At 67.4% G+C, this 13,764-nt stretch carries 4 protein-coding genes; all 4 read left to right on the top strand.

Features of this window, described 5'->3' with window-relative positions:
* Positions 1 to 7: 7 nt before the first annotated feature.
* The 4 genes from KW062_RS12945 to KW062_RS12930 are packed head-to-tail and all read left to right on the top strand — an operon-like array spanning position 8 to position 13,593.
* Positions 8 to 3,082 (top strand): non-ribosomal peptide synthetase, encoded by a 3,075-nt coding sequence (locus KW062_RS12945; RefSeq protein ID WP_256351012.1) that lies wholly within the window; start codon positions 8 to 10, stop codon positions 3,080 to 3,082.
* A gap of 4 nt (positions 3,083 to 3,086) precedes the next feature.
* On the top strand, positions 3,087 to 7,856 hold the full coding sequence (locus tag KW062_RS12940; protein ID WP_105755304.1) for a non-ribosomal peptide synthetase: 4,770 nt from the start codon (positions 3,087 to 3,089) through the stop codon (positions 7,854 to 7,856).
* Between the two features lie 3 nt (positions 7,857 to 7,859).
* Positions 7,860 to 8,912 carry a TauD/TfdA family dioxygenase gene (locus tag KW062_RS12935; protein ID WP_105755305.1) on the top strand — a complete coding sequence of 351 codons (1,053 nt, stop codon included), beginning with the start codon at positions 7,860 to 7,862 and terminating at the stop codon, positions 8,910 to 8,912.
* Between the two features lie 55 nt (positions 8,913 to 8,967).
* The gene (locus KW062_RS12930; protein ID WP_105755306.1) at positions 8,968 to 13,593 is read left to right on the top strand and encodes a non-ribosomal peptide synthetase; all 4,626 of its coding nucleotides are present in this window, start codon (positions 8,968 to 8,970) and stop codon (positions 13,591 to 13,593) included.
* Positions 13,594 to 13,764: the final 171 nt, after the last annotated feature.

Below are 13,764 nucleotides of genomic sequence, written 5' to 3'. Positions count from 1 at the left end.
CGACTCCATGGAACTGCACCAAGACCTGCCATTGAGCGCCGAACAGGCCCTGGCCATCCACCTTGACCGCGCGCCCCTGCACCTCGGCATCAGCCTGGTCGGGCCGTTGCAGGCCGGGCGCCTGTACGAGACCTTGCTGCAGGTGATTGAACGCCACGACAGCCTGCGCGTGGCCCTGCGGCCTTCGACCCTGTACCGCAATCTGCGCCAGAGCCTGGTCGACAGCGCCCTCGACTGGCATCAACTGGAAATCGACCAGCAGGCCGCAGCCGAGGCCTTGGCCGCGCAACCGCTGGCCATCGATCAGGGACGCCTGGTGCGCGCCATCCTGCGTCCTCTGGCTGCCGAGCACTGGCGCCTGGACCTGTACGTCGCCGCTTGCGCCGCTGACCGCCTGAGCCTGCAGAACCTGCTGGGCGAACTGGCCGCGCTGTATGCCCAGCCCGACACGGTGCTGGACGATGCCTTCCAGTACAGCCAGTACGTGGAGTGGCGCCACGACCTGGACGCCGACGAACACGCCCCGGACGGCCGCGCCTACTGGGCCAGCCTCGGCCTGGACGAGCTGGCGCCGCTGCGCCTGGGCGGCCGCCTGGAAGCGGCGGCGGACGCAGCGGGCAACGCCGTCGAGCAAGCCCTGCCCGATGCGCTGCAGGCACTTGCACCGCGTTTCGATCAGACCCCGGGCACGCTGCTGCAGGCTGCCTGGTGGGCGCTGCTGGCGCGCATTAGCGGCAACCACGCACTCATGGGTGGCTGGCAACAGGACTGCCGCTTCGACTATGAGGTCATGGCGAACGGCATCGGCGTCTACGAAAAAATCCTTCCACTGGCCCTCGCGCCGCAGCTGGAACAGCCCTTCAGCACCTGGCTGCACCAGTTCGCCGAACAGCTCGACAACCACACTCAGCAGCAGGAACACTGGAACGTCGCCGATCCCGCCGTGACGTCTCAGCGTACAGTCGGCTTCAGCCTCGTGCGCCACGCTGCGCCATGGGTCAGCGGCGGCCTGCACTGGTCGGTCGACGCCCTGCCTGCGGTCGACCCGGGCTTCGAACTGGCGCTGCAAGTGAGCGTCGACGAACACGACCGGGTGCAGTCCTTGAGCGTACAGTCGCCCACCGCGCAGTACGCCGAGGCCGACTTGCGCATTCTGTTGGAGCAATATGTCCAACTGCTCCAGGCACTGCTTGAACAACCGCATCAGTGTGCCTTGAGCGAACTGCCACTGAGCACTGCGGCGCACCTGGCCCTGCACAAACACTTGTGCGGCGCGCAACGCGACTTTGGCAACCGCCCGGTGATCGAGCGCCTGGCCCACTGGGCGCAGCACACTCCGGATGCCCCGGCGCTGGAGGACGGCACGCAACGCCTGAGCTATGCGCAACTGCACCACGAGGTCGAACACTTGGCTGGCGTGCTGCAGGCACGCGGCATCGGTCGCGGCAGCCATGTCGCGTTGCTGCTGCCACGCTCGGCGCCGCTGCTGCTGGCACTGCTCGCCGTGCAGCGCGCCGGCGCCGCCTATGTGCCGCTGGACCCAGCATGGCCGGCGGCACGCGTTGAGCGGATCCTCGCCGACGCCCAACCGCAACTGCTGATTGGTGACGCCCAGGGCATCCCCCTCGCCGAACTGCTCGACAGCCCCGCCACCGCTCCGGTCAACCGCACTGTCGCCCTCGATGATGCGGCGTACCTGCTCTACACCTCCGGCACCAGCGGCGAGCCCAAGGGCGTGATCATCGAACAGGGACAACTGCTCAACTACAGCGCTGCGGTCAGCGAGGCTTTGGACCTTGCACAGTGCAGCCGCTTCGCCCTGATTTCTTCGGTAGCCGCCGACCTGGGCAACACCACCCTCTATGCGGCGCTGTGGACCGGTGGTTGCCTGGTGCTGGCTGACGATCAGGCCAGCCGCGATGCCGCCGCCTTCGCCCGCTTCCTCGACGCCAGCCAGATCGACTGCCTGAAGATCGTCCCCTCGCACCTGGCCGCGCTGCTTGAAGGCCAGCAGGCGATCAGCCTGCCACCGGTGCTGATCCTTGGCGGTGAAGCCTGCCTGGGCGCCCTGCGCCAGCGCATCGGCGAATTGGCGCCCGGCAGCCGCGTGCACAACCATTACGGCCCGACCGAAACCACGGTCGGCGTGCTCTACAGCCTCGACCAGAGCACCGAGCCACGGGTCGCGCTGCCCCTGCAACACGCCCTGGCCAATACCTGGACCCGGCTGCTGGAAGCCACCCCGAGCGGCCTGCAGCACGCGCCGATTGGCGCCCTGGCTGAGCTGTACATCGGCGGCGCGCAAGTCTGCCGTGGCTACCTGAATCGGACCTCCGATGCCTTTGTCGACGACCCGCTGCAACCGGGCCAGCGCCTGTACCGCAGCGGCGACCTGGGGCGGCTATCGGCCAGCGGCCAACTGCATCTGGCTGGGCGCGTCGACAAACAGATCAAGGTCCGTGGTTTCCGGGTCGAGCCCGGTGAACTGGAAGCGGCGCTGCTGAGCCTCGAGGGCGTCAGCCAGGCGGTGGTGCAGTACCGCGACGGCCAGTTGCTCGCCCATGCCGTGAGCCCGCGCGACAGCGCCACGCTGATCGGCGAGTTGCGCGCACGGCTGCCGGATTATCTGCTGCCGGCGCAATTGCTTTGCCTGAGCGAACTGCCACGCCTGGCCAACGGCAAGGTCGACCTCGCCGCACTGCCCAGCGCCAATCGCCAGATCGCCGAGCAGGTGGCGCCACGGGATGCCCTCGAGGCGCTGCTGGCCGACCTGTATCAGGAGCTGCTGGAACGTCCGAGCCTGAGCATCACCGACAGCCTGTTCGACCTCGGCGGCCATTCGCTGATCGTCATCAAGCTGTGCACCCGCCTGCGCAGCCTGCTGCAAGTGGAAGTGCCACCTGCGCTGGTGTTCGACCATCCGAGCGTGGCGGCGCTGGCCGAGGCCATGCGCGCCGGCGAAAGCCAGCCGGGCAAGCTGCTGAAAGTCGCCGAGCTGCGACGCATGCTCGCGGCCATGTCGCCGCAAGAGCGCGAGGCCCTGCAGGTCCGCGCGCAGTCCGCCAACCCTTCCCGGAGCTGATGCCATGCAACTCGACCCCCAACAACTGGCCGAGCGGATTGCCAGGCTCGCCCCGGAAAAACGCCAGGCCTTCGCCGCCGCCCTCGCCGCTCAAGGCTACGCCCTCAGCCGCCTGCCGATCGTTGCCGCCAGCGAGCCCGGCCCGCACCCGCTGTCGTGGGCGCAGCAGCGCCTGTGGTTCCTGCACTGCCTGGACCCGCAGAGCGGCGCCTACAACATGCCGGCGGCACTGCGCCTGCGCGGCAGCCTGGACAGCGCCGCGCTACAACGCAGCTTCGACCAGTTGATCGCCCGGCACGCGATTCTGCGCAGCACCTTCGATGAAGTCAGCGGCCAACCGCGCCAGACGGTGCACGCCTCGCTGCCAATGCCCCTGACCCGGGCGGACCTCTCATCGATACCCGCCGAGCAACGCGCCATGCGCCTGCAACAGCTGATCGACAGCGAAAGCAATCGGCCCTTCGACCTGAGCCAGGCACCGCTGCGTGGCCTGCTGGCGCAGCTCGACGTCGACGAGCATGTGCTGATCCTCAACGCCCAGCACATCGTCGCCGACGGCTGGTCGCTGGGCATTCTGGTCAAGGAGCTGACCGCGCTCTACAGCGCCGCCCTACAAGGCCGCGACAGCGACCTGCCGGCCTTGCCGATTCAGTACCACGACTACGCCGTCTGGCAGCAGACCGGCCACAGTGACAGCGCCCTGGCGCCGGAGCTGGCGTACTGGCGTGAGCAATTGGGCGAGGTCCATCCCACCCTGGAATTGCCCACCGACCACCCGCGCCCCCGGCATCCGAGCGGGCGCGCCAGCCGTCAGCAACTGCGCATTGACGCGCCGCTGTGCAAGGCCCTGCGCGAGCTGGCCCAGGCCCGTGGCACCTCGCTGTTCAGCGTGCTGTTGAGCGCCTTCAATGTGCTGCTGTACCGCCTCAGCGGGCAGACTGACCTGCGCGTCGGCGTGCCGGTGGCCAACCGCACCCGGGTCGAGACCGAAGGGCTGATCGGCTGTTTTATCAACACCCTGGTCATGCGCTGCCAACTCGACGGTAAGCAGCCATTCGGCACCGTGCTGGACCAGGTCGAACAGAGCCGCCGCCAGGCACTGGCCCACCAGCAGTTGCCGTTCGAGCGCCTGGTGCAAGCCCTGGAGCCCGAGCGCCAGCTGCAGCATTCGCCGCTGTTCCAGGTGATGTTCAACCTGCTTGACGGCCAGACCCCACGCCGCCTGGCGTTGCCAGGGCTGGAAGTCGACGAGATCGAACGCAACCAGGTCAGCGCGCAGTTCGACCTGGTGCTCACCGTGGTCGAACGGGCGGACGCGCTGGAACTGACCCTCACCGGCAACGCCGACCTGTTCGAGCCTGCCACCCTCGCCGGCCACGGCGCCAGCTATGCCAGCTTGCTGCAAAGCCTGGTCCAGGCGCCGGAAAGCTGCATCGCCCAACTGCCGCTGTGCAGTGCCGCACAACAGCAACGGCTATTGGCCGACTGCCAGGCGTCGCTGGTCCTCGAGCCGACGCCGCAACTGGTGCACCTGCGCCTCGCCGCGCAAGCGGCGGCACAGCCTGAGCGCATTGCGCTGATCCATGACGACAGCAGTTGGAGCTACGCCACCCTGCAGCAGCGCGCCGACTTGATCAGCCGCCACCTGCTGGCGCTGGACCTGCCCGCCGAAGCGCGCATCGGCCTGTGCCTGCCGCGCGGCCTGGACATTGTCGCGGCGGTATTCGGCACGCTGAATGCTGGCCTGACTTTCGTGCCGCTGGACCCGCAGTTCCCCAGCGAGCGCCTGGCCCACATGATCGACGACGCCGACATCCGCCTGGTGCTGGTGGCCCCGGAGACCGCAGCGATCATGGCGCCGTACCAGCGCCCGTGCCTCGACGTCACCGGCCTGGACGCCGACGCCGCAGCGCTGGCCGGGGTGCCGAGCAGCCGTGCGGTGCATCGCGAACAACTGGCCTATGTCATCTACACCTCCGGCTCCACCGGCAAGCCCAAGGGCGTGGCGATCACCCATCGTTCGCTGGCCGGCTACACCGAAGTCGCGCGCACCTACTACGGCGTCGAGGCCGATGATCGGGTGCTGCAGTTCTCGACCTTCAACTTCGATGGTTTCGTCGATCAGCTATTCCCACCACTGATGTGCGGCGCGGCCCTGGTGGTGCGCGGCCCCGAGCTGTGGGACAGCCGCGAGTTCCATGGGCGACTGTATCGCCACCGGATCACCGTCGCCGCCTGCCTGACCACCGCCTATTGGTTCCAGCTGGCCCAGGATTTCGCCCAGCAACCGTACGCGGCCTACGGCGAATTGCGCCTGGTCAGCGTCGGCGGCGAAGCCATGCCCAGCGCCGGGGTGGACGCCTGGCGCAAGGCCGGCCTGGCCCCGGTGCGCCTGCTGAACATCTACGGCCCCACGGAAATCACCGTGGTCTCGAGCATCCAGGACTGCAGCGCGCTGCTGGCCCGCGGGCCACTGCCGCTGCAACTGCCGATCGGCGCACCGCTGCGGGGTCGCGCCTATTACCTGCTGGACCGCGACGACAACCTGGCGCCGCCGGGCGTTCCGGGCGAGCTGTGCATCGGTGGCGAGCTGCTTGCGCGCGGTTACCACGATGTGCCCGGCCTGACCGCCGAGCGCTTTTGCCCCGATCCGTACGGCCCACCCGGCAGCCGGATGTATCGCACCGGCGACCTGGCGCGGCGCCTGGACGACGGCACCTACGAGTACCTGGGGCGGATCGACCAGCAGGTCAAACTGCGCGGTTTTCGGGTCGAGCTCAGCGAAATCGAGTCGCACCTGCGCAGCCACCCGAACGTCCGCCAGGCCCTGGCGCTGGTGCGCGAAGACCGTCCCGGCGACCGCCGACTGGTGGCCTACCTGGTGTCGCACGACCAGCCGGTGGAGGCCGCCGAACTGCGCCAGCACCTGGCCGCCCACTTGCCCGACTATATGCTGCCCTCGGCGTTCGTGAGCTTGGCGCAGATGCCCATGACCCCTGGCGGCAAACTCAACCGCGCGGCCCTGCCGGTGCCCGACTACAGCGTTCAGGGCAGCAGCCAGCGCGCGCCGCAAAGCGCCCGTGAAGAGCAGATGCTGGCGCTCTGGCAAGAGGTCCTCGGCCAGCAGGCAATCGCCATGGATGACAACTTCTTCGCCATGGGTGGCCACTCGCTGCTGGCCGCGCAACTGATGGCGCGCATTCGCCTGACGCTGAAGCTTGAGCTGCCACTGCACTGCCTGTTCGAGGCGCCGACCATCGCCCAACTGGCCACCCTGCTGGACGACGCCAACGCTGACCAGCAGGCGCCGATCGGCCTCGCCGCGCTGCCCGCCGACGGCCGTCGCCTGCTGTCCCATGCCCAACAGGGCATGTGGCTGGTGCAGGCGATGCAGCCCGACAGCCCGGCCTATCTGATCCCCAGCGCCGCCCGGCTGCTGGGCCGGCTTGACCTTGGCGCTTTGCAGCAGGCGTTCCAGATCCTCAGCCTGCGCCACGAGGCGCTGCGCAGCAGCTTCCACGAAGAGGACGGCACACTGCATGTGCAGGTACAGGACGCCATCGAGCTGCCGCTGGACCTGCATGACCTCAGCCAGCTACCCCAGGCCGAGCAGGAGGCCAGCGCCCGACAGTTGCTGATCGAACTGGCGACGCGGCCGATCGACCTGCGCCAGGCACCGCTGCTGCGCCTGCATCTGCTGCGCTTGGACGCTGAGCAACACCTGCTGTTGCTGGTGATGCACCACATCGTTTCCGATGGCTGGTCGATGGGCGTGCTGGTGCGCGAACTTAGCCAGCTCTACAGCGCCGCCCTGAATGGCGAAACCGCGCCCTTGCCGGCACTGGCGGTGCAATACAGCGACTATGCCGCCTGGCAACGCGAACAGCTCGACACCAGCGCCCGCCAACAGCACCTGGATTACTGGCGTCAGGCACTGGGCGACCCCCTGCCACCGCTCGAGCTGATCAGCTACCGGCCGCGACCGTCGGTGCTCGGCGGCCAGGGCGCACGCTTGGCGTTCCAGATCGACGCCGGCCCTGCCCAGGCGCTGAAACAGCTGTGCCTGAGCCATGGCGCCACTCTGTTCATGGGCTTGCTCGGAGTGCTGCAACTGAGCCTGTACCTGCACAGCAACCGCACCCAGGCGGTGATCGGCACCGACGTGGCCAACCGCGAACGCAGCGAGACCGAAGGCCTGGTGGGCTTTTTCATCAACCAATTGGCGCTGCGAGGCGACGTTGGCGGCGACCCCAGCTTCAACGCCCTGCTGCAACGCCTGCGGCCTCAGGTGCTGGATGCGTTCAGCCATCAGGCACTGCCCTTCAACACCCTGGTGGAAGCCCTCAACCCTGCGCGCAGCCTGGCCTATAACCCGTTGTTCCAGGTCAAGCTGGTGCTGCAGAACCAACCCGACAGCGCTCTCGAAATGCCGGGCCTGAGGGTGTTGCCGGAACGTATCGAGCACGGTCAATCGCAATTGGACCTGCACCTGAGCATCGAGGAATCCCGGGGCGGCCTGGCCTGCACCCTGAAGTACAACACCGAGCTGTTCGACGGGCACAGCGCCGAGGCCTTTGCCGGAGCGTTCAGCCGCCTGCTCGAGCAGGTGGTCAGCGACCCCGAGCGGCCAATCGAAGCGCTGATCCAGCCGCTGCGCGCGCTGCTTCTCGAACAACGCCTGCAGCACTTGAGCGCGCGTAGCGAACAGAGCCTGGCCCGTCTGGGCAGCAGCCGTCGCCGCACCCGCATCACCATCGACTCTATGGAGGGATAAGACATGAATGGCCCCGCGATTGCCAAGCTCGGCGGCATGCGCCGCAAACCGATCCGTGTGGATGAAGATTCGCTGGTGCGTTTCACGCCGCTCAATCCAGACAGCGTCTACACCGCCGTCTGCCAACCCACACGCCCCGGCATCAGCCTGGTGGCGTGGGCCCAGGCCAACCGCGAACTGATCGAGCGCAAGCTGCTCGAGCATGGCGCGCTGCTGTTTCGCGACTTCCAGGTCGACACCGCCCAGGCCTTCGACGACTGCATCAGCGCGCTGTCCGGCGGTGCCCTGGAGTACAAATTCCGCGCCTCGCCACGCACCCAGGTCGACCCACGCCTGAACATCTATACCTCCACCGACTACCCCAAGGACCAGCGGATTTTCCCCCACAACGAACACTCCTACTCGCCGGTGTTCCCACTGAAAATCTTCCTGTGGTGCGATATCGCGCCGCTGTCGCGGGGCGAAACCCCGATCGGCGACACCCGGGCCATTACCCGCGCCATCGACCCCGAGATTCGCGAGCGCTTCGCCCGCCTGGGCATCATGTACGTGCGCAACTACGGTGACGGTTTCGGCCTGCCCTGGCAGACCGTGTTTCAGACCGACGACCGCGCCCAGGTGGATGCCTACTGCGCCGGCGTCGGTATCCACACCGAATGGAAAGCCGACGGTCGCCTGCGCACCCGCCAGGTCGGCCCGGCCCTGGTGCAGCACCCGCGTACCGGCGAGACGTTGTGGTTCAACCACGCCACGTTCTTCCATGTCAGCACCCTGCCGGCGAGCGTGCGCGATGCGCTGCAGGCCGACTTTGCCGACGACGACTTGCCGCAGAACACCTTCTATGGCGACGGCAGCCCGATCGAGCCGCCAGTGCTGGAGCACCTGCGTGGCCTCTACCTGCAGCACATGACCGAGTTCCCCTGGCGCCACGGCGACGTGTTGCTGCTGGACAACATGCTCTCGGTGCATGCCCGCAATGAATACGACAGCCCTAGACGCATCCTTGTGTCGATGGCTGAAGCCCTGAACAGCCAGGATGTGGCGCTCAAGCCCTGACGCGCCGCCGAGGTTCACGGTTTTCCACTCCGCCCCTATTCAAGGTTTCCACGCCATGTCCAGCATCGCCATCGAGGGCTTTCGCCCCGCCCTGCAACAAAATGCCCACTGGTCCCACACTGACCGGCGCGCCGACGCTCTGTTCCTGACCTTCGCCCTGCCCGAGGGCAGCGACCTTGCACGCTTGCAGGCGAGCCTGGCGCAGGTGCTGGAACAGCAGGAAATTCTCCGCACCCGACTGCTGGCTAGCCCGGGCATGCAGCAGCCGGTGCAGGTCATCGCCGAACAGTTGCAGATCGACTGGCGTGAAGTTGCCGACGATCTGACGCCGCCGGCACTGCACCGTTTGCTCAGCGAAGCGCTCGTGGAGGCCAGCCTGGCCGTTGCCGTCATTCGTGGCGCAGCGCTGCGGGCCTGCCTGGCGGTGCCGGCCGCCAACGCCGACCACAGCACCCTGCAACTGCTGCTCAACGCCTGGCAGGCGGCGTACCAGGGCCAGCCAACAGACGAGGAAGCGGTGCAATTCGCCGACTTCGCCGAGTGGCAATTCGAACACCTGGGCAGCAGCGACAGCGACGCCGGACGAGCCTTCTGGCAGCGCCAGCAAGCCGCCGACCAGTACCTGATCCAACACCCGTTTCAGCGCTGCGAAGCAATGGCGCCGGCACAGCCGAGCTGCCTGGTACAGACCCCGGACGCAGCGTTTCAGGATCACATCCGCAGCGCCCTTGCCGGCCTCGACGCTTCGGCTGACGCGCTGTTCGGCTGGTGCTGGGCACTGTTACTCAAACGGCATCTGGGGCAGCCGCAGGTGTTGCTGGGCTGGGCGCACGATGGTCGTAACAGCGCCACGGCGAACGCCTTCGGCCCTTACGGCAAGTCCTTGCCGCTGCGCCTGGAGCCGGATGATCAGGACGATTTGGCCAAGGCCCTGGCGGCATTCGCGCAGGTGCTTGAGCAGGCCCGCACCTGGCAAGAAGAGTGGCCGGCCCTGACGCCGGACACGCCGTTCGGCTTCCGCCTGCGCCAGCCGCTGGCCTCGGCCTGGCCGGTACTCGCGGTGCAAGGTGAACGCTGTGCGCATTCGCTGCTGCTGGAAGTACTGGATCAGCCCGAAGGCTTCAGCTTCCAGCTGCACTACGATGCCAGCCGCCTCGACGCCGATGCCGCCGGACTGTTGCTCGACCAGTTCATCAGCCTCTGCCAGCAGGCCAGCGCCGCCAGTCAGCAAGCATTGGGCGAATCCTCAGGCATCAGTGCCGCGCATCAGGCCTGGCTCGCGGCGCTCAACCACACCGAGGTGCAGCAGCCAACGCCGGCACTGCTGCACCAGTTATTCGAACAGCAGGTCGCTGTCCGCCCCGAGGCCATTGCGGTCAGCCACGGCGAGGCGCAACTGAGCTACCAGGCGCTGGAGACACGGGCCAATCAACTGGCGCACCAACTGCGCAACGCCGGCCTTGCACCGGGTCAGGCCGTCGGTCTGTTTATGGGCCGCAGCCTTGAGGCGATCGTCGGCATTCTCGGCATTCTCAAGGCCGGTGGCGCCTACCTGCCGCTGGACCCGAGCTACCCGGCCGAGCGCCTGAGCGACATGCTCGAGCAGACCCGCGCGACCCTGTTGCTGAGCCTGAGCAGCCTTGAAAGCCGCCTGCCCCAAGGCGACTACAGCACCCTGTGGCTCGACCGTCTCGCCGAGCAGGACCTGCCCGTGCAGCGTCCCGCGCCGGTGACCGACAGTGACAGCCTGGCCTACCTGATTTTCACCTCCGGCTCCACCGGCCGGCCCAAGGGCGTGATGGTCTCGCACCGCAACGCCGTGCACTCGACCTCGGCGCGCCTGCTCGCCTACAAGGAACCGCTGCAGGCGTTCCTGCTGGTGTCGGGGCTGGCGTTCGACAGTTCGGTGGCCGGGCTGTTCTGGACCCTGACCCAGGGCGGGCAACTGTGCCTGCCGCAGGACGATCAGGTGCAGGACGCCCTGGCCCTGGGCCGCTTGATCGCCGCCCGGCAGGTCAGCCACACGCTGATGCTGCCGTCGCTCTACGGGCAAGTGCTGGAACAGGCCGCCGACCAACTGGGCAGCCTGCGTTGCGCCATCGTCGCCGGTGAAGCCTGCCCGGCCAGCCTGGCCCGCCAGCACCAGCAGCTGTGCGCCCAGGCGCAGTTGTACAACGAGTACGGCCCGACCGAGGGCACCGTGTGGTGCAGCTATTACCGCGCCCGTGGTGACGAACAGGGCGTGCTGCCGATCGGCAAGGCGATCGCCAACATGCAGGTGTACGTGCTCGACGCCCACTTGCGCCCGGTGGCGGCTGGAGTCAGCGGCGAAATCTACCTCAGTGGCGCCGGCATCACCCAGGGCTACCTGGGCCGCGCGGACCTGAGCGCCGAGCGCTTCCTCGACAACCCGCTGAACCCAGGCGCCGGCCGTCTCTATCGCAGCGGCGACCTCGGGCGGGTCAACGCCCAGGGCGACATTGAATTCCTCGGACGCATCGACGACCAGGTGAAGATTCGCGGTTTCCGTATCGAACTGGGCGAGATCGAAGCGCGCCTGCTGACCCATCCCGGGGTGCGCGAGGCCGCCGTGGTCGCCCGCGCCAACGAGCTCGGCGACACTGAGCTGATCGCCTACGTGGTGGCCCGTGACGTCTGCCCGGGGGCCATCGCCTTGCAAGCGCACCTCGGCCTGCACATGCCCGAGCACATGGTGCCGAAGACCTACGTGATGCTCAGTGCCTTCCCGCTGACACCCAACGGCAAGCTGGACCGCAAAGCCCTGCCGGCTCCGGTGCGCGAGCGCCAGGCCAGCTACCGGGCGCCGCGCAACGAACGCGAAGCCTCGCTGGCGGCGCTGTGGGCCGAGGTGCTGGGGGTGGAACAGGTGGGCCTCGACGATAACTTCTTCGAGCTCGGCGGCCATTCGCTGACCGCCACCCGGCTGGTCTCGCGCCTGCGTAGCAGCCTGGGTATCGAGGTGCCGGTGCGGGCGCTGTTCCAGCACTCGACCCTCGGCGCGTTCGTCGAACAAGCTCTGCCGAAGGCCGTGGCCTCGACGCTGCCCGCGATCACCCCGCAGCGTCGCGATACGCCCCTGCCGCTGTCGTTCGCTCAGGAACGCCTGTGGTTGTTCGACCGCTTGCATCCGGGCAGCACCACTTACAACGTGCCTGAAGCCGTACGACTGCGAGGTGCGCTCGACCTGCCGGCCCTGGAGCACAGTTTCAGCGTGCTGCTGCAGCGCCACGAAAGCCTGCGCACCACCTTCGTCCTCACGACCGCCGGGCCGGCGCAGCAGGTACAGGTGGCCGAGGACTTTGCCTTGAGCCTGATCGACCTCAGCCGCTTGCCCGTCGCCCAACGCGACCTGCGCCTGCAACAGGAACTGCAGACCCAGGCCGCGCAGCGCTTCGATCTCGAGCGCGGACCGCTGCTGCGGGCGGGCGTGGTGCGACTGGCGGCGGACGAACATGTGCTGTGGCTGACCCTGCACCATATCGCCTTCGATGGCTGGTCGATGCGCGTGTTCACCCGCGAGCTGATCGCGCTGTACAGCGCCTTCAGCAGCGGCCAACCCTCGCCGCTGGCCGAGCCACAGCTGCAATACGCCGACTTCGCTCAATGGCAGCGCCGTGAACTGAGCCCGGCGGCCCTCAAGCCGCAACTGGACTTCTGGCTGCACCACCTGGGCGAGGACCACAGCCTGCTGCAACTGCCCTGCATGCTGCCGCGCCCGGCCCTGCCCAGCCATCGCGGCGCCGAGCACAGCCTGGTGTTCGACCCGCCGTTGAGCCAGGCCTTGCACGCCTACAGCCGCGAACAGGGCTGCACGCTGTTCATGACCCTGCTGACTGCGTTCAACGTGTTGCTGGCCGGCCACAGCCAGCAGTCGGCGATCCGCATCGGCATCCCGATTGCCAACCGGCATCACCATGAGCTGGAGGGGTTGGTGGGCTTCTTCGTCAACACCCTGGCGCTGCGCACCGACCTGTCTGGCAACCCGCAGTTCGACAGTCTGCTGCACCAAGTCCGCGACAACCTGCTGCATGCCCATGCCAATCAGGACCTGCCGTTCGAGCAATTGCTGCAGGCCCTGCCAGGCGCCCAGCAGCACGGTGTGCCGCTGATCCAGGTGATGTTCGACCTGCATCAGGAGCGAAACTTGCGCTCGTCGGCGTTCGGCAACCTGAGCATCGAGCCGCTGAAGGAAGACCATGGCAAGCGCAGCACGCTGTTCGACCTGATGCTGGATGTCAGCGAGCGCGAAGAGGGCTTGATCGCCACCTTCACCTACAGCACTGACCTGTTCCAGCCGGCCAGCATCGAGGCCTTGGGCGAGGATCTGCGGACCCTGCTCGAAGCCCTTCCCGGCCAGCCGGCGGCGTCGTTCGAGACGCTGGTGCAACGCTTGCAGCCACAGCCCGTGGCGCAGACCGGACAACCTGAGCCGGCCCGCCAACAGGTGGCGGCGCTGGTGTGCGAAGTGTTGGAACTGGAGGTGCTGGATGAGCAGGCGCAATTCTTCGAAGTCGGCGGAAGTTCACTCAAGGCCGTGCTGCTGTGCGCGCGAGTGCACCAGTTGTGGGGTACCCAGGTACCGGCGCACCTGGTGTTCCTCAACCCACGGTTGGGCGACCTGCTAAACATACTGAGCCGCTACCGCCACGCCAGCGTTTGACCCGCAACCAGCCTGCTGAAGCGCATCAACTTCATCGCCAGCAGGCTGGCCCACAAAGGCATGTAATAGACCACAATCCCTGTAGGAGCGCTCCCCTCGGATGCATGCCTCCACTCAGACTTCTGTAACGGGGCCGGTGGATCAAAATCAAAAGCAACCGAGGCGGCCTAC

The sequence above is a fragment of the Pseudomonas fluorescens genome (assembly GCF_019212185.1).
Lineage (GTDB): Bacteria > Pseudomonadota > Gammaproteobacteria > Pseudomonadales > Pseudomonadaceae > Aquipseudomonas.
This window is presented reverse-complemented; position numbering and strand designations above follow the sequence as displayed.

What these genes read in the sequence shown, in the direction of transcription:
- KW062_RS12945 (WP_256351012.1), top strand. Translation starts at nt 8, where the DNA reads ATGGAACTGCACCAAGACCTGCCATTGAGCGCCGAACAGGCCCTGGCC.
- KW062_RS12940 (WP_105755304.1), top strand. Translation starts at nt 3,087, where the DNA reads ATGCAACTCGACCCCCAACAACTGGCCGAGCGGATTGCCAGGCTCGCC.
- KW062_RS12935 (WP_105755305.1), top strand. Translation starts at nt 7,860, where the DNA reads ATGAATGGCCCCGCGATTGCCAAGCTCGGCGGCATGCGCCGCAAACCG.
- KW062_RS12930 (WP_105755306.1), top strand. Translation starts at nt 8,968, where the DNA reads ATGTCCAGCATCGCCATCGAGGGCTTTCGCCCCGCCCTGCAACAAAAT.